Source organism: Arsenicicoccus cauae (genome assembly GCF_043162025.1).
Classification (GTDB): Bacteria; Actinomycetota; Actinomycetes; order Actinomycetales; family Dermatophilaceae; genus Arsenicicoccus; species Arsenicicoccus cauae.
This window is the reverse complement of the sequence record NZ_CP171001.1, coordinates 1,324,403-1,344,970: the sequence shown is the minus strand read 5'-3', so window position 1 is coordinate 1,344,970 and position 20,568 is coordinate 1,324,403. Positions and strand designations below refer to the sequence as shown.

At 71.9% G+C, this 20,568-nt stretch carries 25 protein-coding genes; 12 read left to right on the top strand and 13 right to left on the bottom strand.

Annotated features, from left to right (window positions below):
• Positions 1-30: 30 nt before the first annotated feature.
• Positions 31-939, top strand: a complete 909-nt coding sequence (locus tag ACF3NS_RS06300; protein WP_392468627.1) for a VWA domain-containing protein — start codon at positions 31-33, stop codon at positions 937-939.
• A 27-nt stretch (positions 940-966) separates the two neighbouring features.
• On the opposite strand, the gene ACF3NS_RS06295 is transcribed toward ACF3NS_RS06300, so the two are convergent.
• From ACF3NS_RS06295 to ACF3NS_RS06275, 5 genes are all read right to left on the bottom strand, one after another.
• Complete coding sequence (locus ACF3NS_RS06295) at positions 967-1,431, bottom strand: heat shock protein transcriptional repressor HspR (RefSeq protein ID WP_311966613.1); 465 nt, start codon at positions 1,429-1,431, stop codon at positions 967-969.
• 4 nt (positions 1,432-1,435) lie between these two features.
• On the bottom strand, positions 1,436-2,455 hold the full coding sequence (locus ACF3NS_RS06290; protein ID WP_288798641.1) for a DnaJ C-terminal domain-containing protein: 1,020 nt from the start codon (positions 2,453-2,455) through the stop codon (positions 1,436-1,438).
• 111 nt (positions 2,456-2,566) lie between these two features.
• Positions 2,567-3,319: a nucleotide exchange factor GrpE gene (locus ACF3NS_RS06285; RefSeq protein ID WP_392468625.1), complete on the bottom strand. Its 753-nt coding sequence runs from the start codon at positions 3,317-3,319 to the stop codon at positions 2,567-2,569.
• The gene (gene dnaK, locus ACF3NS_RS06280; protein WP_392468623.1) at positions 3,316-5,187 is read right to left on the bottom strand and encodes a molecular chaperone DnaK; all 1,872 of its coding nucleotides are present in this window, start codon (positions 5,185-5,187) and stop codon (positions 3,316-3,318) included. The genes ACF3NS_RS06285 and dnaK overlap by 4 nt, the downstream gene beginning before the upstream one ends.
• Before the next feature lie 258 nt (positions 5,188-5,445).
• Complete coding sequence (locus tag ACF3NS_RS06275) at positions 5,446-5,682, bottom strand: transposase (RefSeq protein ID WP_392468620.1); 237 nt, start codon at positions 5,680-5,682, stop codon at positions 5,446-5,448.
• Here ACF3NS_RS06275 and ACF3NS_RS06270 point away from each other — a divergent pair.
• Positions 5,675-5,848, top strand: coding sequence for a hypothetical protein (locus tag ACF3NS_RS06270; protein ID WP_195849210.1), 174 nt, complete (start codon positions 5,675-5,677; stop codon positions 5,846-5,848). The genes ACF3NS_RS06275 and ACF3NS_RS06270 overlap by 8 nt on opposite strands.
• A 16-nt stretch (positions 5,849-5,864) precedes the next feature.
• Here the strand turns inward: ACF3NS_RS06270 and ACF3NS_RS06265 are convergent, their stop codons facing one another.
• Positions 5,865-7,094, bottom strand: a complete 1,230-nt coding sequence (locus ACF3NS_RS06265) for a TIGR00725 family protein (protein WP_392468617.1) — start codon at positions 7,092-7,094, stop codon at positions 5,865-5,867.
• Between the two features lie 67 nt (positions 7,095-7,161).
• On the opposite strand from ACF3NS_RS06265, the gene ACF3NS_RS06260 reads away from it, so the two are divergent.
• Together ACF3NS_RS06260 and ACF3NS_RS06255 are read left to right on the top strand one after the other, a co-directional pair.
• Positions 7,162-7,284 carry a hypothetical protein gene (locus tag ACF3NS_RS06260; protein WP_392468615.1) on the top strand — a complete coding sequence of 41 codons (123 nt, stop codon included), beginning with the start codon at positions 7,162-7,164 and terminating at the stop codon, positions 7,282-7,284.
• A 9-nt stretch (positions 7,285-7,293) separates the two neighbouring features.
• Positions 7,294-8,013, top strand: coding sequence for a DUF3253 domain-containing protein (locus tag ACF3NS_RS06255; RefSeq protein WP_392468614.1), 720 nt, complete (start codon positions 7,294-7,296; stop codon positions 8,011-8,013).
• A 13-nt stretch (positions 8,014-8,026) separates the two neighbouring features.
• Here ACF3NS_RS06255 and ACF3NS_RS06250 read toward each other — a convergent pair whose 3' ends face one another.
• Entirely contained in the window at positions 8,027-8,977 is a 951-nt protein-coding gene (locus tag ACF3NS_RS06250) for a helix-turn-helix transcriptional regulator (RefSeq protein ID WP_392468611.1), read from the bottom strand.
• A 131-nt stretch (positions 8,978-9,108) separates the two neighbouring features.
• Between ACF3NS_RS06250 and ACF3NS_RS06245 the strand changes: the two genes are divergently transcribed.
• Positions 9,109-9,852, top strand: a complete 744-nt coding sequence (locus tag ACF3NS_RS06245) for a TSUP family transporter (protein WP_392468608.1) — start codon at positions 9,109-9,111, stop codon at positions 9,850-9,852.
• Between the two features lie 69 nt (positions 9,853-9,921).
• On the opposite strand, the gene ACF3NS_RS06240 is transcribed toward ACF3NS_RS06245, so the two are convergent.
• The 5 genes from ACF3NS_RS06240 to arsB are packed head-to-tail and all read right to left on the bottom strand — an operon-like array spanning position 9,922 to position 13,736.
• A complete protein-coding gene (locus ACF3NS_RS06240; protein ID WP_230082903.1) occupies positions 9,922-10,662 on the bottom strand; it encodes a DUF72 domain-containing protein in 741 nt (246 codons plus the stop codon).
• A complete protein-coding gene (locus ACF3NS_RS06235) occupies positions 10,659-11,648 on the bottom strand; it encodes a cation transporter (protein WP_392468606.1) in 990 nt (329 codons plus the stop codon). The genes ACF3NS_RS06240 and ACF3NS_RS06235 overlap by 4 nt, the downstream gene beginning before the upstream one ends.
• Positions 11,645-12,160: a transporter substrate-binding domain-containing protein gene (locus ACF3NS_RS06230; RefSeq protein ID WP_392468604.1), complete on the bottom strand. Its 516-nt coding sequence runs from the start codon at positions 12,158-12,160 to the stop codon at positions 11,645-11,647. Before ACF3NS_RS06230 ends, ACF3NS_RS06235 begins: the two co-directional genes overlap by 4 nt.
• Positions 12,161-12,202: 42 nt before the next feature.
• The gene (locus tag ACF3NS_RS06225; protein ID WP_392468601.1) at positions 12,203-12,628 is read right to left on the bottom strand and encodes an arsenate reductase ArsC; all 426 of its coding nucleotides are present in this window, start codon (positions 12,626-12,628) and stop codon (positions 12,203-12,205) included.
• 13 nt (positions 12,629-12,641) lie between these two features.
• Positions 12,642-13,736, bottom strand: coding sequence for an ACR3 family arsenite efflux transporter (gene arsB, locus ACF3NS_RS06220; RefSeq protein WP_154593751.1), 1,095 nt, complete (start codon positions 13,734-13,736; stop codon positions 12,642-12,644).
• Positions 13,737-13,817: 81 nt separating this feature from the next.
• On the opposite strand from arsB, the gene ACF3NS_RS06215 reads away from it, so the two are divergent.
• Complete coding sequence (locus ACF3NS_RS06215) at positions 13,818-14,177, top strand: helix-turn-helix transcriptional regulator (protein WP_288800250.1); 360 nt, start codon at positions 13,818-13,820, stop codon at positions 14,175-14,177.
• Between the two features lie 42 nt (positions 14,178-14,219).
• Here ACF3NS_RS06215 and ACF3NS_RS06210 read toward each other — a convergent pair whose 3' ends face one another.
• Positions 14,220-15,131, bottom strand: coding sequence for a cation diffusion facilitator family transporter (locus ACF3NS_RS06210; protein ID WP_392468598.1), 912 nt, complete (start codon positions 15,129-15,131; stop codon positions 14,220-14,222).
• A 174-nt stretch (positions 15,132-15,305) separates the two neighbouring features.
• On the opposite strand from ACF3NS_RS06210, the gene ACF3NS_RS06205 reads away from it, so the two are divergent.
• From ACF3NS_RS06205 to ACF3NS_RS06180, 6 genes are all read left to right on the top strand, one after another.
• The gene (locus tag ACF3NS_RS06205; RefSeq protein ID WP_392468595.1) at positions 15,306-16,322 is read left to right on the top strand and encodes an ATP-binding cassette domain-containing protein; all 1,017 of its coding nucleotides are present in this window, start codon (positions 15,306-15,308) and stop codon (positions 16,320-16,322) included.
• Positions 16,319-17,164 (top strand): ABC transporter permease, encoded by an 846-nt coding sequence (locus tag ACF3NS_RS06200; RefSeq protein WP_392468593.1) that lies wholly within the window; start codon positions 16,319-16,321, stop codon positions 17,162-17,164. Before ACF3NS_RS06205 ends, ACF3NS_RS06200 begins: the two co-directional genes overlap by 4 nt.
• A gap of 138 nt (positions 17,165-17,302) precedes the next feature.
• Positions 17,303-18,775: an MFS transporter gene (locus tag ACF3NS_RS06195; RefSeq protein WP_392468591.1), complete on the top strand. Its 1,473-nt coding sequence runs from the start codon at positions 17,303-17,305 to the stop codon at positions 18,773-18,775.
• Between the two features lie 10 nt (positions 18,776-18,785).
• On the top strand, positions 18,786-19,331 hold the full coding sequence (locus tag ACF3NS_RS06190) for a universal stress protein (protein WP_392468588.1): 546 nt from the start codon (positions 18,786-18,788) through the stop codon (positions 19,329-19,331).
• A gap of 585 nt (positions 19,332-19,916) precedes the next feature.
• Complete coding sequence (locus ACF3NS_RS06185; RefSeq protein WP_392468586.1) at positions 19,917-20,081, top strand: hypothetical protein; 165 nt, start codon at positions 19,917-19,919, stop codon at positions 20,079-20,081.
• A gap of 13 nt (positions 20,082-20,094) precedes the next feature.
• Positions 20,095-20,562, top strand: a complete 468-nt coding sequence (locus ACF3NS_RS06180) for an NUDIX domain-containing protein (protein ID WP_392468585.1) — start codon at positions 20,095-20,097, stop codon at positions 20,560-20,562.
• Positions 20,563-20,568: the final 6 nt, after the last annotated feature.

The window sequence follows — 20,568 nt, the reverse complement described above, 5'->3', positions numbered from 1 at the left end:
CAGACCAACCCCAAGACTCCGCTCCGGGCGATGACACCCAGCGACGCCACCCCCCAGCTGGACTACCGGGTCGTGACGGTCGCCGGCGCCAACGCGCCGTCGGACGACTCTGTCGCCAAGCTGCGCGACGCCCTCGCGGACGCCCAGTCCGTCGATGCCCTGCGCAGGGCGGGCTTCCGGATCGGCGCGTCCGAGGGCCCGGACCTTCAGGGCGTGCCCGCCACCTTGCCCAAGGTCATCGCGACACCCCGCGCCACCGACGCGGACACCGCGCTGCGCACCTGGGTGACCATGTCCCGGCAGACCCGCATGCTGGCGGTCATCGACACCTCCGAGTCGATGAAGAAGTCGGCCATCCCCGGCATGAACCGCCTCCAGCTCGCGTCCGGCGCGGCGCTCAAGGCGCTCGAGAAGTTCCCGCCGAGCAGCGAGATCGGGCTGTGGACCTTCGACCTCGCCCACGGCTCGCAGCCCAGGGACTGGGTCGAGCGCGTCCCGATCCGGCGCGTCGACGACAAGGTCGGCCCCGTCACCCAGCGCCAGGCACTCGCGCGGTCCGCCATGAGCCTGCAGTGGCAGCGCGCCAACGGGACGGCGGTCCACGACACGATCTGGGCCGGCTACCAGCAGCTGCAACGCACCTACCAGCCGGACTACGCCAACGCGCTCGTGCTGCTGACGGACGGCAAGAACGAGGACCCCGGCTCCATGAGCGAGGCGCAGCTCGTCGCCAACCTGCGGCAGGTCGGCAAGGACAGCTCGCGGCCGGTGCGGCTCGTGCTCATCGCGATCAGCGAGGACGCCGACCTCGCGGCGCTGCAGCGCATCGCCAAGGCCGTGCCGGACGGGCAGGCCTACGACGCGCGCCAGCCGGAGAACATCCTGGGCATCATGCAGACCGCCCTGAGCAGCCGGGAGATCGCGGCGCCCGCGCAGTAGGGCCGTCGCCCCCGGGACGCGTCCCGCTCAGCGGGTCGTGTCGGGACGCCAGACGACCAGGGCCTGGCTCGTGGAGCGGACGGCGCTCGGGCGCTGACCGGGCGGCATGGCCACCACGTCGCCGCGACGCCCGGCCGCGAACACCCGCTGGCCGTAGCGCGCCTGCGGGCGCAGCTGCTCGACCTCCGACAGCGCCTCGGCGAGCCGCGCCTCGAGCGCGCTCACGTGGTCCTCCAGCTCCAGGATCCGCCGTATGCCGGAAAGGCTCACGCCCTCCTCCTGGGAGAGCCGCTGCACCTCGCGCAGCTGGGCCACGTCGCGCGCCGAGTAGCGACGGCCGCCGCCCCCGGACCGCTGCGGCACGACCAGCCCGAGCCGGTCGTACTGACGCAGCGTCTGCGCGTGCAGGCCGGCGAGCTGCGCCGCCACCGAGATCACGAAGGTCGGGGTGTCGTCGTCGGGGACGAACTCGCGTCGCTCGGGAGCGGCCACGAGGTCACGCCCTCGCCGCTCGAGCCCGCAGGTCGGCGCGGACGTCGGTCTCGGCATCCGCGGCGGCCAGCACCTCGATGGCGGCGCGCATCTCGTCGGTCAGGTGCTGGGGCACGACCACGTGGACGGTGGCGATCAGGTCGCCCGTCGAGGTCTTGGTGGCGATGCCGCGGCCCTTGACGCGCAGCCGCTGGCCGCTCTGGGTGCCGGCGGCGATCTTGACGCCGACCAGGTCGCCGCCGAGGGTCGGGACCTTGATGGTGGCGCCGAGCGCGGCCTCGGCGAAGGTCACGGGGACGTCGACGGTGAGGTTGTTGCCGTCCCGCCCGAACACCTCGTGGGGCGTGACGGTGACGTTGAGGAAGAGGTCTCCACGCGGGGCCTGCGGGTCGCCGAAGCCACCCTTGCCGCGCAGCCGGATGCGCTGACCGTCCTTGACACCCGCGGGGACCCGCGTGGTGATGCGCTCGCCGTCGGCCGCGGTCAGCGTGACGGTGTCGCCGCGCACCGCCTCGGGGAAGCCGATGGTCACCGTGGCCTCGACGTCGGCGCCGGGCCGCGGTCCGGTGGGGGCGCCATACGCGCCGTATCCCTGGCCGAAGGGGCTCTGCCCCCCTCCTCCGCCGAACATCCGCAGGAGGTCCTCCATGTCCGGCTGGGCGCCGCCGGGCCCGCCGCTCGTGGTGAACCGCATGCCGGGGCCGCCGCCACCGCCCGTGAACAGGTTGCTGAAGACGTCCTCGAAGCCGCCGTTGCCGCCGGCCCCGGGCGCGAACCGGGCGCCACCGTGGGCCATCTGACGGATCGCGTCGTACTGCTTGCGCTGCTCGGCGTCGGACAGGACGGCGTAGGCCTCGCCGATCTCCTTGAACCGCTGCTCGGCGGCCGTGTCGCCGGGGTTCTGGTCCGGGTGCAGCTTGCGGGCGAGCTTGCGGTACTCGCGCTTGACGGTCGCCGCGTCGGCGTCCTCGTCCACGCCGAGCGTGGCGTAGAAGTCCTTCTCGAACCAGTCCTGGCTGGCCATCGGCGACTCCTTCCATGGGTCAAAGGTGCTGCGCAAAGGGGGTGGTCCCCGGCCGGCCCGCCAGCGGCGGGCGGTCTGGCGGGCCTGCTGGCGGGCCGGTGGGGGACGGTGCTACTGCGGGTCGGCGACCGAGACGCGCGCGGCGCGCAGGACGCGGTCACCCTGCCGGTAGCCGGGCTGCAGGACCTGGACGACCGTCGTGGTGGTGGCCCCCTCGGGGAGCTCCGCCTCGACGTGCATCAGGGCCTCGTGCAGGGCCGGGTCGAACTCGTCGCCCGCCTTGCCGTAGGCCTCCAGGCCGAACCGGCCGAGGGCCTGCTGCAGCTTGTCGGCGATCGATGCGAAGGGCGTGCCCTCGCCGAGGTCGCCGTGCTGGCGGGCCAGCGCGATCTCGTCGAGGACCGGCATGAGCGCCTCGATGACCGAGGACGCGCCGAGGTCCTTGAGCAGGGCCTTGTCGCGATCGACCCGCCGCTTGTAGTTGACGTACTCGGCCTGCAGACGTTGCAGGTCGGCGAGCCGCTCGGCCGCGAGCACCGTGTCCGGGTGCTCGCCGTCCGCCTCGGCCCGCTCGGCCGCGGCGTCCGCCTCCGCCGCGCTGACCTGGGCGTCGTGGACCGCCGACTCCTCGGCGGAGAAGGGGTCCTGCGGCATACCGTCCTGCTGGTCACCGGGCTTGTGCTGGTCTGACGGGTCGGACATCGGGGTCTCCCTGTCGTCGCTCGCGGTGGGTTCGGTGGGCTCGGGAGCCGGCTGGCGCACCTCGCCCGTGGAGGGGTCGATGCGTCGCTTGTCCCGGATCACCGGGCCGCTGGGCTCACCCTCGTCGGGGGAACCCACGCGGCCGGTGGTCTCGTCGGTCACTTCTTGTCCGTGTCGTCGTCCACGACCTCGGCGTCGATGACGTCGTCATCGGCCTTGGCCCCGGCATCGCCGGCTCCGGCCGCCCCGGCACCCGCACCGCTCTCGTCCGCCTGCTGGGCGTAGAGCGCGGAGCCGAGCTTCTGGGACTCCTCGGACAGCCTGGTCGCCTTGGTGGAGATGTCCTCGGACGAGGTGCTCTCGGCGGCCAGCGCGTCCTTGAGGTCCTTGAGGGCCTCGTCGACGGGCTTGCGGCCGTCCTCAGGAAGCTTGTCCGTGTTGTCCGCGAGGAACTTCTCGGTGGAGTAGACGAGCTGCTCGGCGTTGTTGCGAGCCTCGGCCTCCTCGCGGCGCTTCTTGTCCTCCTCGGCGTGCGCCTCGGCATCCTTGACCATGCGGTCGATCTCCTCCTTGGACAGCGCGCTGCCGCCGGAGATCGTCATCGACTGCTCCTTGCCCGTGCCCTGGTCCTTGGCGGACACGTGCACGATGCCGTTGGCGTCGATGTCGAAGGTCACCTCGATCTTGGGCATGCCACGGGGAGCCGGGGCGATGCCGGTGAGCTCGAAGGTGCCGAGGCCCTTGTTCTGCTGGGCCAGCTCGCGCTCGCCCTGGAAGACCTGGATCAGCACGGACGGCTGGTTGTCGTCGGCGGTCGTGAAGACCTCGGACCGCTTGGTCGGGATGGCGGTGTTGCGCTCGATGAGCTTGGTGAACAGCCCACCCTTGGTCTCGATGCCGAGGGACAGCGGGGTGACGTCGATGAGTAGGACGTCCTTGCGCTCACCCTTGAGGACACCGGCCTGCAGCGCCGCGCCCATGGCCACGACCTCGTCCGGGTTGACGCCCTTGTTGGGCTCCTTCCCGGTGAGCTCCTTGACGAGGTTGGACACGGCCGGCATACGGGTCGAGCCGCCGACCAGGACGACGTGCGCGATGTCGCTGACCTTGACGCCCGCGTCCTTGACGACGTTGTGGAAGGGCTCCTTGGTCCGCTCGAGCAGGTCGGCGGTCATCTGCTCGAACTGGGTGCGCGTGAGCGTCTCGTCGAGGTGGATGGGGCCGTTCTCGCTCATGGAGAGGTACTGCAGGTTGATGTTGGTGCTGGTCGCGGTGGACAGCTCCTTCTTGGCCTGCTCCGCGGCGTCCTTGAGACGCTGCATGGCGATCTTGTCGCCCGACAGGTCGACGCCGGTGGTGTTCTTGACCTGGGTGAGCAGGTGCTTGACGATCCGGTCGTCCCAGTCGTCGCCGCCGAGGCGGTTGTCGCCGTTGGTGGCGCGGACCTGGATGGTCGCGAAGCCGTCCTCGGCGTCCTTGCCGACCTCGAGGAGGGACACGTCGAAGGTGCCGCCACCGAGGTCGAAGACGAGGATGAGCTCGTCCTCCTTGCCCTTGTCCAGGCCGTAGGCGAGCGCCGCGGCGGTGGGCTCGTTGACGATGCGCAGGACGTTGAGGCCCGCGATCTCGCCGGCCTCCTTGGTGGCCTGGCGCTCGGCGTCGTCGAAGTACGCCGGGACGGTGATGACCGCGTCGGTGACGGGCTCGCCGAGGTAGGACTCGGCGTCGCGCTTGAGCTTCATCAGCGTGCGGGCGCTGATCTCCTGCGCGGTGTAGTCCTTGCCGTCGATCTCCTGCTTCCAGTCGGTGCCCATGTGGCGCTTGACCGAGCGGATGGTGCGGTCGACGTTGGTGACGGCCTGGCGCTTGGCGATCTCGCCGACGAGCACCTCGCCGTTCTTGCTGAAGGCCACGACCGACGGGGTCGTGCGACCACCCTCGGCGTTGGCGATGATCTCCGGCTCGCCGCCCTCGAGGACGGCGACGGCGGAGTTGGTGGTGCCGAGGTCGATACCGACTGCACGTGCCATGTTGGGGCTTCTCCTTGATGACTAGGGGATGTTGAGTCGTCAGCACTCAAGGTATGACCGCCTGCGATCCTGTGCAAGCTCGTGTCAGTGAACTTGAGTCTGTCCCGCTCAACCTTGAGCGTCGTGGTTTCATTCCCGGGCCGACATCATCAAGGCAGGGTGCGCCACCTGGGGTTGTCTGTCGGATCTCACTGAAGGTGCCGCAGTCTCACTGGACGTGTCATCGATGTGTCGCGATCTCGCTCAACATGTCGTAGGTCATCCTTCGGTCATGGACGGACCAGCCGGAACCTCACGCTCCAGCTCGGTGATCCGCGCCGCCTCGGCCGTGGTCGTGCCCGGCCGGTCACCAGCATCGACCTCGGCCTGGGTCACCCAGTTCCGCAACGTCTCAGGGTTGATCCCCAACTGCTCACTGAGGAGCTCGACGCCACACCCGCCGCTGGCCTGACTCCAAGCCCAGGGCGAGACCTTCGGGCTGCCAGTCGTGCCCATCCCCGGGACGCGCAGCGCCGCCCGGGTCGCCGAGAACGCGGCGAGCACCGCCCTGGTCCTGACCGGCGACCAGCGGTCGCGCCTCGCCCGGGCGGCGGACCTCGCCCACGGCACCCGCAACCTCGACTTCGCCGGGCCTGACTGGATCAGCGCCGGACGCGAGTGAGGTCAGCCGCAGACCGTCAGACCCAGATCGCCGCGTCGATCCCGTCGCTGAAGCGCTCCGGCAGCTCGGGGTGCCGCACGGCCTCTCCCCGCACGACCCGCGCCGCGCTCCAGGCCGCCGCCGCCGCGTCGAGCAGGTCGTCGGCGCCGCGGCGGTCCAGGGCCACGCCGCTCGGCAGCCGCACGCCCTGCGCGAGCAGCAGCCCCTCGCGCTCGTGGACACCCTCGGCCGTCTTTTTGCTCGAGTCCAGCGGCGCACCCGCCATGACCGCGAAGCACAGCTCCGGGTGCACCTCCACGACCGGCACCCGCTCCGGGTCCTTTGAGCGCACGTACCCGTCGACGTCGAGGATGGCCCGCCGCAGCGCATAGCTCTGCGCCGCCAGGCTGGTCCCGCCCGTGCGGGCGACGCTGATCCGGCGGGCCTCGGCATACGACTCGGCCGCGAGCGCGTCGCGCACGGGAGTCGCAAAGACCGAGCTGCCCCGCCGCCCCAGCCGCCGTCGCACCAGCACGTCGGCCTGCCGCCGACCCGTGTCCGGCAGCCCGACGGGGGTGTCGACCGCGACGAGCCGGACCTCGCCCCCGGCCCGTGCGCGCGACACGAGGGTGTCCAGGTCCGGCCCGGCGACGAGCCGGACCGTGCCCCTCCCCGCGCTCGGCAGGAGCGCGCCGGTCCACCCGCCGCGCGCGCCGTCGACGCCGAGGACCCAGCCGTCGTATGCCGATTCGCCGCCCTCACGCGCCGGTGACCGCTCGAGGCCGAGATCCGTCAGGACCGCCGCCACGGCATCCTCGGGCGAGGCCGCGTGGCGGGGTGCCCGCACGTCGTGGTCGGCCACCGGCACCTCGTCGAAGAGCCGCAACCCACCGAGCAGCACCACCGGCACCCCGGTCCGGGCCGCGAGCGCGATCTCGCTGACCGTCCCCCAGCTGTTGCCCACCGCGATCACCGCGTCGCAGGCCCGCACGAGCAGGGCGTTGCGCATCTCCCCCAGGCCCGTGGGCACGGTGACCGACAGGTGCGGGTTGGCGGCGGCGCGGTCGTCGCCGGGCAGCAGGCCCAGGCTCGTGCCCCCTGCCTCGGTGCAGCCGCGGGCGGCACCGGCCATCACCCCGCCGAGCCCTCCGGTCACGACGACCAGGCCCTGCTCGGCGAGCAGCCGGCCCACCGTGACCGCCTGCTGCACCTGCTCCGCCGTCGCCGAGCCCGGGCCGACGACACCGACATAGCCTCGTGGACGCACGCCTTCAGGATGGCATCCCGCGAGGTCCAGGACGGGGTAGGCAGGCGGGCAGCTACGCTCGGCGGCGATGAGCTCGACCGCAGCAGCGCAGTCCGCCGTGGCCGTGGCCTACGCCCTGGGCTTCGGGGCGGTCCTGCTCGTCGGGCTGCTGATGTCGCAGCCGCTGCTGGTCCGGGGGCGCACGACCTAGAGTGCCGTCATGGTCGCACCTGCATCCGACGACGCCGCGCTGCGGGCGGGCATCCTGGACCTGCTGGGCCGGCGTGGCGCGGACGTCACGATCTGCCCCTCTGAGGTGGCGCGGGCGCTCGGTGGCGATCACTGGCGCGACCTGATGACGCCGACTCGCGAGGCCGCGGCCCGGCTGGCCGGGAGGGGCCTCGTCGAGGTGGTGCAGCACGGCGAGCCCGTCGACGTGCGGGTGGCCCGGGGTCCCGTGCGCCTGCGTCGCGGACCGGCCTGGCCCGCAGCGGCTCCCGCCACCTCGGCCGGTGCGCCGACGCACTGGCTGCTCCCGATCGACCCGGCGGCGCACGCCGAGCACCAACCCGCGGACTGGCGCACCCGGTCCGACGCCACCCCCGTCTGGGAGGCCATCGCGCGCTCCCAGCCGATCGACCGCTGGTGCCTGCGCTCGGGCTACCGGACGATGCGGACGGGCGACACGATCTGGGCCTACCTGTCGCGGCGGCAGGAGCTGTGCGCGGTCGGCTCGGTGCGCGAGGTCGTCCACGAGGGCGACGCCTGGCACGTCCTGGTGGACTGGGACGACGCGCGCACGGCCGCGCTCGCTCGAGATCCCTTGCCGCGCAAGGTGTTCGGACAGGTCCCGATGTCGACCTGCCGCGCAGGCGAGCGCGCAGCCGGGGTCCTGACGGAGCGGTATGCCGACCTCCCCGGCTCCCGGCATACGACCTGAGCCCCCCGTGACGTCAGTCCGCGGCAGCGGCGAGGCGGGCGGCGACGTCACGGGCCGCCTGCCGCAGCTCGGGACCACCGACGATGCGCCACGGGTGCGGGACCCGGGCGAGACGCTCGACGACATACATCTCCGCGTCGTTGGTCGATCCTCGCAGCTCGCACCCGCCCTCGACCTGCGTGAGCGTCCCGGAGACGGCGCCGACCCACCGCGAGACCTCCGCGAGGGGCGCGTCGAACCGCACGTGCGTCTCGAGCTCCCACCCGGCTCCGAGCGCCTCCTCGAGGGCGGCCACGGGGTCGAGGTCGGCGGGCACGGAGCAACGCTCGGACGTCGGGGTCGCCGCCACCACCCGGTCGACGCGCAGCGTCCGTGTCGCCTGGGCGTGGTGGGCGTGCCCGAGGAGATACCACCGGCCGTGACGCACCACCAGCGCCCACGGGTCGACGAGCCACGCGTGCGCTCTCCCCGACTCGCTGCGGTAGTCGAGCTGCACCCGACGACCGTCCGCGATGGCCGCGACCAGGGCGCTGGTGACCGTGGGCTCCGGCAGCGGGTCGGGGCGGCCGGCCCCGCTGGCGGTGTCGCGCACGACCGCGGCCTGCTGCCGAGTCCTGGCGGGGAGCGCGCGGATGACCTTGTCGAGGGCCTCGCGCCGGATGTCGGTCCCCTGCCGTTGGCCGGCCGTGGCCGACAGCACCGCCGTGACCAGGGCGATCGCCTCGTCCTCGGTGAACACGACGGGAGGGAGCCGGGCGCCGCGCCCCAACCGGTAGCCGCCATACGGCCCCCGGGAGGACTCGACCGGCACACCCGCCTCGCGCAGCGTCAGGACATAGCGCCGCACCGCCCGCTCGGTGACGCCGAGGCGGTCGGCCAGCTGGGCAGCCGTCACCCCCGGCCGGTCCTGGATCGCCTCGAGCGCCAGGAGCGTCCGCACCAGCGGGGTGACGCCGTCGTCCATGCCGTCAGCGTAGGTGTCGACGACCGACCGAGCCGCCCGACCCACGCAGCAGCTACCATCCAGCACATGGCTGAGGTCGGCATCCGCGCGCTCCACCTGGCCGCGTCTGGGCCCGCCCGCCCGGTCACCGCATGGAGCTGACCGCCTTCGTCCTGCTCGTGCTGGCAGGGTTGGCAACGGGTTTCGTGGGCTACCTGGCCGGGATGGCCTCGCTCGTGTCCTATCCCGCCATGCTCGCGGCCGGGCTGTCGCCCGTCGCCGCCAACGTCAGCCAGACGCTCGGCCTGATCGGGATCGGCGTCGGTGCGGCCACCCGCGCGATGCCGACCCTGCTCGCCGGCGGCCGACGCGACCTGCTCCCCCAGCTCGCCCTCGCGGCCCTCGGCGGCGGGATCGGCGCCGCGGTCCTGCTGCTCGGCGGGGAGGGGTCCTTCACGCTCGTCGTGCCGTGGCTGCTCCTCGTGGCCTCGCTCATGGTCCTCGTCTCCCCGCGGCTGCGGTCCCTGCAGGGCGACCGGTCCGCGCCCCGCTGGGTCTACCTCGCCGGGGTCCTCGCGGTGAGCACGTATGGCGGGTACTTCGGCGCCGGCGCGGGCACGATCTACCTCGCGGTCGCGCTGCTCGCCTCCAGCGACGCGTTCGGCCGGTCGATGATCCTGAAGTCCGTGCTGCTGGCGGCCACCAACGTCGTGGCGGCGGTGCTGTTCATCGCGTTCGGGCCGGTGAGCTGGTGGGCGGCGCTCGCGCTCGGCCTCGGCTGCCTGCTGGGTGGCAACCTCGGGCCCGCCGCGCAGCGGCTGATCCCCGAGCGGGTCATGCGGTGGCTCGTCGCGGTGGCCGGCGTCGGTCTGGCCGCCTGGCTGGCGCTGGCCTGACGCCACCCCGCCTCCTGCTCCCGCCTCCCGCCGACTCACCCGATGCCAGGGGCGGCTGGGCCGCGGGCGTCAGGTCTGGGCGGCGACCAGCTCCTTGAGGCGGAGGCCGTTGAACGCGGCATACCCGTAGTTGTCGTTGTTGAAGTAGCAGTAGGCAGGTCGGCCGCCCGCCGTGAGACCCCGCAGGTGCCCCACCCACCGCGTGAGGGCCTCGTCGTCGAAGGACCCGCCATACCGCCACTCGGGGTCGCTGTTGTGGAACCGCACGTAGGCCAGGCGACCGGACGCCCGCAGCACGGGCTCGCGCCCGGCGACCACGGACACCACGAAGCCCGCGCCGTGCCGGTCGAGCAGGTCGAACACCCCGTCGTCGAGCCAGGACTCGTGCTGCGGCTCGACCGCGACCCGCACCCGCTCGGGCAGCATCCCGAGAAAGGTCGACAGGCGGTCGTCGTCGCGGTGCAGGTCGGCGGGGAGCTGCACGACGAGCGGGCCCGCCTTGTCGCCGAGCAGGTCGTGGGTGTGGGTGATCCGCTCCACCCAGTCGGCCGGGTCCTTGAGCTTGCGGTAGTGGGACAGGTAGCGCGACGCCTTGACCGTCATCTCGAAGCCCTGCGGGAGGCGGTCGCGCCAGCCCTCGACGGTGGTGTCGGCCGGCCAGCGGTAGTGCGACCCGTTGAGCTCGACGGTGTCGAACCGCTCGGCGTAGTAGTCGAGCTGGTCCGCGATGCGCAGGCCGTCGGGGTAGAAGGTGCCGCGCCAGTGCTTGTAGGTCCAGCCCGACGTCCCGATCCGCACGTCCATGCTCATGCGCGGTCCTTCATCGGGTCGGGCAGGTCCCCGAGCCGGGACACCGGCATGATCACCACGTCGTCCAGCTTCCAGTCCAGGGCTCGTATGGCGGCCGCCGCCGCCTCGACGTCCGCCGTCAGCGCCGCGGATCCCCGTGGCACGACGAAGGACTCGACGTGCAGCACGTGGCCCATGTCGCGGGCCCGGCTGCGGGCGTCCGCGACCCAGCCGCATCCGCGCAGGACCTTGTCCACCTCCGCGACCAGGGGGTGGGTGTGGGCCGAGTCGTAGGTCCTGGCCCGGCCGTCCATGAGGTTGCGCCCGGCATACCGCAGGTTGGTCCAGCCGTCCTTGACGATGGACACGGCGATGCCGCTGGCCACCGCCGCGTCCGCCCACCACCAGCCCAGACCGATGCCGATGATGCCGGCGATCGACCCGGCCGCGGTCATCCAGTCCGCCTTCTGCATGTCCGCGTCGGCGTAGAGGATGCGGTCGTGCAGGGCCTCGGCCAGCGGCATCTTGCGTCGCGCGATGATGATCGGCCCGACGAGGGTGTAGGCCATGACCGCGATCATCACCCAGCCCGCCCAGACGGTGTGCCCGAGCAGCTGGAGGGTGCCGATCGGCGGGTGCTCCGCCTTGACCAGCCCGGTGACGGAGTCCCACAGCAGCATCGCGCCGACCAGCAGCAGCGCCACCGAGGCGGCGAGGTGGCCGCTGGCGACGGCGCGGTGGCGTCCGTAGGGATACTCGGGCGAGGGGCTCTTGCCGACCTGCTTCCGAGCGATCAGGAAGGCGATGGGCGGCACGAACGCGAGCAGGTCCTCGATCCAGGCGGCCTTCATCGCCTGGGACGAACCCATGACGAGGTAGACGGCGGCCACGCAGGTCACCATGTAGGTGATGGTGATCCACTCGAGGCGGGTCGCGCGGTGCAGGGCGTCGCGCTGCTCCTCCGGCAGCGTCGTCCCGCCGAACCTCGTCGTCGACGAGCGGCTCACGACGCCCCTCCCGCCGAGCTGTCGAGCCAGCGCTCGAGGTCGGACAGGAGGGCGTTCTCCCCCGCCGGGACGGCCAGGACGTGCTGCCGGGTCTGGCCGCCGGGGTCCGTGGACTCGGCATAGGGCCGGGTCAGTCCGACCTCGGCGGCCCAGGGGCTGGTGGCGTCGAGCCCGGCCACCACGAGGTCGACCTCTCCGTCGGACAGGTCCTCGACGAGGGCGGCCTCGCTGTCGGTGGTCCACTCGACGCGGGCGCCGAGATGCTCGGCATACCGCTGGGCGAGCTCGGGCTCGGGCCCGCTCGGGGTCTCCTCGGGGCCGGTGACGACGACGCGCGGCGGCGCATGGGTCACCCCGACGCGCAGCACCCGCTCGGACCGGACCCGGTCCAGGGTGCGTCCGGGATCGGTGGGGACCTGCACCCCGCAGGCCGAGACCGCCGCGATCATCAGTGCCGCGAGCGCCGACCGTGCGAGCAACCCTGCCCCTGCAGGGAGTCGACCAGCGTTCATGCACCGAACCCTAGGCGACCTCGGCCGGCACGAGGGGCGTTGTCAGTGCCCGAGCGGCTGCACCTCAACCCCCAGCTCGCCGAGGAGCTCGGTCACCCGGCGCCGTATGTCGTTCCGGATGGGTCGCACGGCCTCGACGCCCTGACCGGCGGGGTCGGCGAGCTCCCAGTCCTCGTAGCGCGTCCCGGGGTAGTAGGGGCAGGCGTCCCCGCAGCCCATCGTGATCACGACGTCAGAGGCCTGCACCGCCTCGGGAGTGAGGATCTTGGGCCTCTCGGCGGAGATGTCGATGCCCTCCTCGAGCATCGCCTCGCGCACGGCGGGGTTGACGGCGTCGGCGGGGGCCGAGCCCCCCGATCGCACCTCGACGGCCCCGCCGGACAGGTGGTGGGTGTAGGCCGCGCCCATCTGGGAGCGGCCGGCATTGTGGACGCACACGAACATGACGGACGGTCGGCGGTCGCTCATCGGGGCTCCTCGGTCAACGAGAGGTGTCAGCGGGGGTGTCAACAGCGTGCGGGAAGCGGCGGCGCAGCCACAGGCTCACGTAGACCAGGCCGACGAGGACGGGCACCTCGATGAGCGGGCCGACGACGCCGGCGAGCGCCTGCCCGGAGGTCACCCCGAAGGTCGCGATGGCCACGGCGATGGCCAGCTCGAAGTTGTTGCCCGCGGCGGTGAAGGCCAGGGTCGTGGTGCGCTCGTAGCTCATCGAGAGCGCGCGCCCGAGGACGTAGGAGACGCCCCACATCAGCGCGAAGTAGACGAGCAGCGGCAGCGCGATCCGTGCGACGTCCATCGGCCGGCCGGTGATCTGCTCCCCCTGCAGAGCGAACAGGATGACGATGGTGAACAGCAGCCCGTAGAGCGCCCACGGCCCGACCCGCGGGAGGAAGGAGCGCTCGTAGGACGCACGGCCCCAACGCTTCTCGCCGAGGCGGCGGGACAGGTAGCCGGCCAGCAGCGGGATCCCGAGGAAGATCAGGACGCTCCTGGCGATCTCCCACGGGGAGACGTCCAGGGCGGACTGCTCGAGCCCGAGCCAGCCGGGCAGCACCGACAGGTAGAACCAGCCGAGGGCGGCGAACGCGATGACCTGGAAGATCGAGTTGAGGGCCACGAGGACGGCGGCGGCCTCGCGGTCGCCGCAGGCCAGGTCGTTCCAGATGATCACCATGGCGATGCAGCGGGCGAGCCCGACGATGATCAGGCCGGTGCGGTACTCCGGCAGGTCCGGGAGGAAGGTCCACGCGAGCGCGAACATCAGCGCGGGCCCGACGATCCAGTTGAGGACGAGGCTGGAGCCGAGCATCCGGTGGTCGGAGGTGACGGTGTCCAGCCGGTCGTAGCGCACCTTGGCGAGCACGGGGTACATCATCACGAGCAGGCCGATGGCGATGGGGAGCGAGACCCCGTCGATCTCGACGGCGGCGAGTGCGTCACCCAGGCCCGGGACGAGGCGACCGAGGAGCAGGCCCCCCACCATGGCGGCGCCGATCCACGCGGGCAGGTAGCGGTCGAGCGTGGACAGGCGCGCCGCGACCGAGGACTCGGGCGCGCGGTCGGTGGTGGTCATGGCTTCCTCTCATCGACGTCCGTCGATACGGAGCCTGGCACTCGCATTGATAGTTGTCAATATGAGGACTACCCTCGACGTATGACGACCCTGGCCACCGCCTCGACGGACTGCTGCGCCGCGGGCAGCACCCCCCTGATGCCCGCGGATCGCGCCGTCTGCCTCGCCGAGATCTTCAAGGCGCTGGGCGACCCGACCCGCGTGCGGCTCGTGGGCTACCTGGCCTCGGCGCAGGGCGGCACGGTGTGCGCCTGCCACCTGCCGGACGAGCTGGGGATCAGCCAGCCCACCCTGAGCCACCACCTCAAGAGGCTCGTCAGCGCGGGGATCATCACGCGCGAGCAGCGCGGTCGCTGGGCGCACTACGCCGTCGTGCCCGAGGTCCTGGACGTGGCACGCGCTTTCCTGGGCACCACCACCGGCGACGCCCGCTGCTGCTGATCCCGACCCACTGCCGCCACTCGCGGCACCGGGCGCGACGGATCAGGCGTGGACGTGCGCCTCGTGGTCGCGATGGGACACCGCCTCGAGCTGGAAGGTCGAGTGCTCCACGCTGACCGCGAAGTGCCCGGCCACGCACTCCTGCAGGTGGTCGAGGATCCGCAGCGCGTGCCCGTCGGAGAAGCACTCGTCGGCGAGCACGACGTGGGCGGACAGGACGGGCAGGCCGGTGGCGACGACGGACGCGTGCAGGTCGTGCACGTCGACGACGTGGTCCACCTCGAGGATGTGGCGGCGCACCTCGGCGAGGTCGAGACCGGACGGGACGCTCTCGAGCAGGATCGACCCGGACTCGCGCAGCAGCACGAGCGCGCGGGGCACGATCAGGGCCGCCACCAGCAGGCCGGCCACCGCGTCGGCGCGCGCCCAGCCGGTCGTCGCGATCACGATCGCCGACACGATGACCGCGACAGAGCCGAGCGCGTCGTTGACGACCTCGAGGAAGGCCGCGCGCATGTTGAGGTTGCTGCCTCGGCTGCCGCTGAGCACCAGCAGGCACACGAGGTTGCCGAGCAGGCCGACCACGCCGACCAGGACCAGGGCGGAGGGCCGGATCTCGGGCGGGGCGAGGAGTCGCTGCACCCCCTCGACGGCGGCATACACCCCGACGGCCAGCAGGATCGTTGCCTGGCCACCGGCCGCGAGGACCTCGGCCCGCTGCCACCCCCATGTGCGGCGGGCCGACGGCGGTCGCGCCATCAGGGCCGCGGCCACGAGAGCCACCGCGAGGCCGATGGTGTCGGTGAGCATGTGGGCGGCGTCCACGAGCAGGGCCAGGCTCCCGGTCACCACGGCTCCCACGACCTCCGCCACGAGGATGGCCGCGGTGATGCCCAGCGCGATCGCCAGCCGCGTGCGGTTGGAGGTGTCGTGGCCGTGGACGTGGTCGTGCATGCGTCGAGGTTAGCCCCCGCCGACCCCGACTCCGCCGGTCGGCAGGACGCACCGCACTCGCCGCCTGGCAGCTCGACCACGAGCGAACGACCGACCAGCAGCGAAAGCAACCAGCGGACAGCTCCTGACCGCAGAGGCCTGGGATGGCACCCACACCTCTGCCATGCTCGCCTCATGTCATCCACCCCAGCGGTGATCGCTGACCACCTCGTCAAGCACTACCGGAGCGGCAGGGGGCGCACCGGATCGATCGTCAGGGCGGCCGACGGCATCTCGCTCACAGTGCCCGAGGGCAGCGTCCTCGGCGTTCTCGGCCCCAACGGCGCCGGCAAGACCACCACGGTCCGCATGCTCACCACCCTCATCCGACCCGACTCCGGGCGGGCGACCGTCGCCGGCGCCGACGTCGTCCACGACCCCCAGGCGGTGCGCAGGCTCATCGGCGTGAGCGGGCAGTATGCCGCCGTCGACGAGTACCTCACGGGCTACGAGAACCTCGAGATGGTGGGCCGCCTCTACCACCTCTCTGCCAAGGACTCCCGGCAGCGGGCGCGCCAGCTGCTGCGGGACTTCCGCCTCGAGGACGCGGCCGACCGCCCCGCCAAGACCTACTCCGGGGGTATGCGCCGCCGCCTCGACCTGGCAGGCGCCCTGGTGGCGCGGCCACCGGTGATCTTCCTCGACGAGCCCACCACCGGCCTGGACCCCCGCAGCCGCGGCGACATGTGGGACGTCATCGGCGACCTCGTCCGCGAGGGCACGACCGTGCTCCTCACGACGCAGTACCTCGAGGAGGCCGACCGCCTCGCCGACAACATCCTCGTCGTCGACCACGGGCGCGTGATCGCCGAGGGCACCGCCGACCAGCTCAAGGACCAGGTCGGCGGTGGGCGCCTGCACGTGACGGTGGCCGACTCCTCCGACATACGGCTCGCTCGCGAGGCCCTCGAAGGCCTCGGTGAGGGCCAGGTCGAGGTGGAGGAGCACACCCGCGAGCTCACGCTGCCCGCCGCAGGCGGGACCCGCACCCTCGTCGACGCGGTCCGCCTCCTCGCCGACCGGGGAATCACCGTGCAGGACATCGGGGTCCGCCGTCCCACCCTCGACGACGCCTTCCTGTCCCTGACGGGCCGCCCCACCCAGGACACCGACGATGAGCCCGACCAGACGCCGCAGGAGACCACCCGATGAGCACGCTCCTCGCCGACGCCAGCACCATCGCCCGACGAAACCTGATCAAGATCAAGCGCGTTCCCGACCTGATCGTCTTCACGACGCTGCAGCCGATCATGTTCATCCTGCTGTTCGGCTATGTCTTCGGGTCGCTCGCGGGGTCCGGCAACGGCCAGGGCTACCGCGAGTTCCTGATGGCCGGGATCTTCGCCCAGACCATCATCTTCGGCGCCACCATCACCGGGTCCGGCATGGCCGAGGACATGCAGAAGGGCGTCATCGACCGCTTCCGCACCCTGCCCATGCACCCCGGCGCCGTGCTCACCGGCCGCACCTTCAGCGACCTGCTCAACAACGTGATCGTGCTCGTCATCATGACGCTGACCGGCCTCGCCATCGGGTGGCGGATCCGCGACGGGCTGCTCAAGGCCGTCCTGGCCTACGCCCTGATGCTCGGCTTCGCCTACGCCGTGAGCTGGGTCATGGCCTATATCGGGCTCAAGGTGCGTGCGCCGGAGATCTTCAACAACGCGACCTTCATGATCATCTTCCCGCTGACCTTCATCGCCAACACCTTCGTGCCCAGCGAGAACATGCCCGCCGTGCTGCGCACCATCGCCGGGTGGAACCCCGTCTCCACCATCACGCACGCCGCGCGCGACAACTTCGGCAACCTCTTCGCCCTGGCCCCCGGCGGCGGGGCGGGCGATGGCGCGGGCGCGCAGCAGCTGCGCGAGCAGATCGAGTACACCTGGGCGCTGCAGCACGCCGAGATCTACACCCTCGCCTGGATCGTGGGTCTGCTGCTGGTGTTCGTGCCGCTGTCGATCCGCGCCTACCAGCGGTCGGTCGCCCGCTGAGCCGGTCGGATCGCGTCGGTGTCGTGGATCCTTCCACCGACAACTCCTGCGCGAACCGCGCGGGGGGCGTAGGTTGCCGGACGGGCCGATGCACGTCGACCTGTGAACCCTCTGTGAGCTCAACGGAAGGAGGCACCCATGACGGCTGCTGCATCCACCGAGGACAAGCCGGTCCGCAGCATGATCCCGGCGCGCATGGACAAGATGCCCTGGTCACGCTTCCACTGGATGGTCATCTTCGGCCTCGGCACGGCCTGGATCCTCGACGGTCTCGAGGTCCAGATCGTCGCCGCAGGCGGCTTCGAGAAGTCGCTCGGCATGAGCTCGGCGCAGGTCGGCCTGGCCGGCACCGTCTACCTGCTCGGCGAGGTGATCGGCGCGCTGACCTTCGGCCGGCTGACCGACTCCCTCGGCCGCAAGAAGCTGTTCGTCCTGACGCTGTTCGTCTACCTGGCCGGCTCGGCGCTGGCCGCCATCTCCCCCAACATGTGGATCTTCCTCGCGTGCCGGTTCATCTCCGGGGCGGGCATCGGCGGCGAGTACTCCGCGGTCAACTCCGCCGTCGACGAGCTCATCCCCGGCAGGTACCGCGGCCGCGTGGACCTGGCCATCAACGGCACCTACTGGCTCGGTGCCGGTCTCGGCGCCGCCGCGAGCGCGTACTTCCTGGCGGAGGGCCGCTTCGACGACAACCTCGGCTGGCGCATCGCCTTCCTGCTCGGCCCGATCCTCGGCCTCGGCATCATCTACCTGCGCCGCCACATCCCGGAGAGCCCTCGCTGGATGCTCACCCACGGCCGCGGCGAGGAGGCCGAGGGCATCGTCTCCGGCATCGAGCAGGACGCGCAGGCCCAGGGCAAGGCGCTGCCCGAGCTGTCGGAGGACCAGGCCATGTGGATCAAGCCCCGCGAGGGCCTGAGCCCCAAACAGCTGCGCTACGTCTTCTTCACGATGTACCCCTCGCGCACCTTCCTCGGGGCCACGCTGATGATCACGCAGTCCTTCCTCTACAACGCGATCTTCTTCACCTACTCCCTCGTGCTGCAGAACTTCTACGGGCTCACTGCGGCGAGCGCGGCGATCTACTTCTTCCCCTTCGCCGTCGGCAACCTCCTCGGTCCGTTGCTGCTGGGACCGTTGTTCGACACCGTCGGGCGCCGCAAGATGATTGCGGGCTGCTACTCCTTCGCCGCCGTCGTCCTGCTGGTCTCGGCGTGGATGTTCCAGGCCAACATGATCAACGCCTGGGTGCACACCGCCTTCTGGTGTGTGGCCTTCTTCTTCGCCTCCGCGGGCGCCTCGGCCGGCTACCTGACGGTCTCCGAGATCTTCCCGCTGGAGGTCCGCGGCCAGGCCATCTCCTACTTCTTCGCGATCGCCCAGGTCTTCGGCTCGATCGGCCCCGTCTTCTACGGCTGGCTGATCGGTGAGGGCAAGGACCGCGGCCCGATGTTCTGGGGCTATGTCATCGCGTCGGTGATCATGCTCTTCGGCGCCTTCGTGGCGGCGAAGTGGGGCGTCGACGCCGAGGGCAAGTCGCTCGAGGAGATCGCGCCCCCGCTCACGAGCTATGACGAGCAGGGCAACGAGACCACCAAGCTCCCGGTGTGAGGAGGCCTAGATGACCGAACGTCCGTACACCGTCGTCGTCGGCGTCAGCGCCACCTCCGGCTCGCCGGCCGCCCTGGCCTGGGCCCGCGACCAGGCGGAGACCCACGGGGGCGAGCTGGTCGCCATACGCGCCTGGAAGGTCCCCAGCCCGCAGGCCACACCCTCCGGCATCTCGCCCGGCCGCGTCTCGGTCGCCGAGGACGTCGAGCGTGAGGCGTTGCGCTCGCTCGAGGCCGACGTCGAGGCCACGCTCGGGCGGGACCACGGCGCTCGGCTGCAGCTGGTGCGGGGCGGCAAGCGCAAGGCCCTGCTCGAGGCCGCCCAGGATGCCGACCTGCTCGTGGTCGACGCCCCTCGCGGGCTGCCCGCCACGGGCACCGCGTTCGCGCAGCGCCTGGTCTATGCCGCGGCCTGCCCGGTCGTCGTGATGCCGCCGCGGGTCACCGGCGACCAACCGGGCATGCTCAGCCGCGCGGCCGGAGCGCTCGGTCGCGGCGCCCTGCGCGCGGCGGCGACCGCCGGCCGGCCGGGATACCGCACCCCTCCCCCGGGGTGACATGGCCTGCTGCCTCTCGACGATCTCATGGCGGCCTGCGGTCTCGCCCCGGGCGTGGCTCAGCAGGCGGTCGACCTGGAGCTCGCCATCGCGCAGGTGTCCTGGGACCGTCCGTACGGCGACACGACGACGAGGCGCTCACCAAGTCGATGACCTGGGAGGCGCTGCGCGACCTGGCCGGCGTCGACGTGCTGCTGCTCCTGCAGGGACTGGGCTGCCCGGACCCGGGACGCCTGCCGCTCGACGTCATTCAGCCCACTGCTCGTGGCTGTCCGCGGAGGCGCGGGGATGTGCCGTGGCCAAGGTCGACGCGGTCGTCCTCCACATAGGCTGGGGGTTGGCGTTCGTCGTCCGCGACCGCTCCCTGCCGTGGCTGGTCGTCATCGGAGGTCTGTCCAACCTCGGGCTGACCGGGTATGGCGCCCTCCTCGTCCTCTACCTGGTGCGGGACCTGGGGCTCACCACCGACATGGTCGGCTGGTACTTCACGACCGGCGCGATCGGCGGGGTCATCGGCTCCGTGATCGCCGTCCCCCTGGCCAGCCGCGTCGGCACCGGTCGCCTCCACACCGCCGTCCGGCTCGCATGCCGCTCGCGGGGGTGCTGGCCGGCTGGCTCGGCAGCACCCTCGTCGTGCGCCCCACGATCCCCGCGATGGCCGGCCTGCACGTGGTGGCGTGCTGGCTGGTCGTCGCGAGCCCCCTCGTCCGGCTCCGTGAGCTGCCGGCCCGTGAGCGGACGACGGTCTGACATGCTGGCGCCCATGAGCGCGTGGACCCCGCCCGAGCTGCCCGTGTCGGCGGGCGCCATCCTCCTCGACGAGCAGGGCCGCCTGCTGATCCTCAAGCCGACCTACAAGTCCGGGTGGACCATCCCCGGGGGCGTCATGGAGGCCGACGGGGAGTCCCCGTGGGACGCGTGCCGCCGCGAGGTGCGGGAGGAGACGGGGCTCGAGGTCGACGCGGGGCGCCTCGTCGTCGTCGACACCCGCCCCGGCAAGAACGGCGCCAAGCTCGGGCTGCGCCTGCTCTTTCACTGCGGCACGGTCACGACGCGTGCCGCGAGGCGCATCCGCCTGCAGGAGGAGGAGATCAGCGAGCACCGCTTCGCGCCGGTCGACGAGGCGCTGCAGCTGCTCCGCAAGCCCGTGCGCCGCCGCGTCGCCGTCGGCCTCGACGCCGAGCACGCGACCTATCTCGAGAATGGCCGCCCTGCCCCCGGGATCCGCTGAGGAGAC

Excerpts from the sequence above, each read along its gene's own strand:
- ACF3NS_RS06225 (WP_392468601.1), bottom strand. The coding sequence starts at position 12,628 with ATGAGCGACCGCCGACCGTCCGTCATGTTCGTGTGCGTCCACAATGCC.
- ACF3NS_RS06200 (WP_392468593.1), top strand. The coding sequence starts at position 16,319 with ATGAGCACGCTCCTCGCCGACGCCAGCACCATCGCCCGACGAAACCTG.
- ACF3NS_RS06195 (WP_392468591.1), top strand. The coding sequence starts at position 17,303 with ATGACGGCTGCTGCATCCACCGAGGACAAGCCGGTCCGCAGCATGATC.
- ACF3NS_RS06275 (WP_392468620.1), bottom strand. The coding sequence starts at position 5,682 with ATGGGCACGACTGGCAGCCCGAAGGTCTCGCCCTGGGCTTGGAGTCAG.
- ACF3NS_RS06255 (WP_392468614.1), top strand. The coding sequence starts at position 7,294 with ATGGTCGCACCTGCATCCGACGACGCCGCGCTGCGGGCGGGCATCCTG.
- ACF3NS_RS06180 (WP_392468585.1), top strand. The coding sequence starts at position 20,095 with ATGAGCGCGTGGACCCCGCCCGAGCTGCCCGTGTCGGCGGGCGCCATC.
- ACF3NS_RS06190 (WP_392468588.1), top strand. The coding sequence starts at position 18,786 with ATGACCGAACGTCCGTACACCGTCGTCGTCGGCGTCAGCGCCACCTCC.
- ACF3NS_RS06230 (WP_392468604.1), bottom strand. The coding sequence starts at position 12,160 with ATGAACGCTGGTCGACTCCCTGCAGGGGCAGGGTTGCTCGCACGGTCG.
- ACF3NS_RS06300 (WP_392468627.1), top strand. The coding sequence starts at position 31 with ATGACACCCAGCGACGCCACCCCCCAGCTGGACTACCGGGTCGTGACG.
- ACF3NS_RS06215 (WP_288800250.1), top strand. The coding sequence starts at position 13,818 with ATGACGACCCTGGCCACCGCCTCGACGGACTGCTGCGCCGCGGGCAGC.
- ACF3NS_RS06260 (WP_392468615.1), top strand. The coding sequence starts at position 7,162 with ATGAGCTCGACCGCAGCAGCGCAGTCCGCCGTGGCCGTGGCCTACGCC.
- ACF3NS_RS06205 (WP_392468595.1), top strand. The coding sequence starts at position 15,306 with ATGTCATCCACCCCAGCGGTGATCGCTGACCACCTCGTCAAGCACTAC.
- ACF3NS_RS06245 (WP_392468608.1), top strand. The coding sequence starts at position 9,109 with ATGGAGCTGACCGCCTTCGTCCTGCTCGTGCTGGCAGGGTTGGCAACG.
- arsB (WP_154593751.1), bottom strand. The coding sequence starts at position 13,736 with ATGACCACCACCGACCGCGCGCCCGAGTCCTCGGTCGCGGCGCGCCTG.
- ACF3NS_RS06240 (WP_230082903.1), bottom strand. The coding sequence starts at position 10,662 with ATGAGCATGGACGTGCGGATCGGGACGTCGGGCTGGACCTACAAGCAC.
- ACF3NS_RS06250 (WP_392468611.1), bottom strand. The coding sequence starts at position 8,977 with ATGGACGACGGCGTCACCCCGCTGGTGCGGACGCTCCTGGCGCTCGAG.
- ACF3NS_RS06185 (WP_392468586.1), top strand. The coding sequence starts at position 19,917 with ATGCCGCTCGCGGGGGTGCTGGCCGGCTGGCTCGGCAGCACCCTCGTC.
- dnaK (WP_392468623.1), bottom strand. The coding sequence starts at position 5,187 with ATGGCACGTGCAGTCGGTATCGACCTCGGCACCACCAACTCCGCCGTC.
- ACF3NS_RS06290 (WP_288798641.1), bottom strand. The coding sequence starts at position 2,455 with ATGGCCAGCCAGGACTGGTTCGAGAAGGACTTCTACGCCACGCTCGGC.
- ACF3NS_RS06210 (WP_392468598.1), bottom strand. The coding sequence starts at position 15,131 with ATGCACGACCACGTCCACGGCCACGACACCTCCAACCGCACGCGGCTG.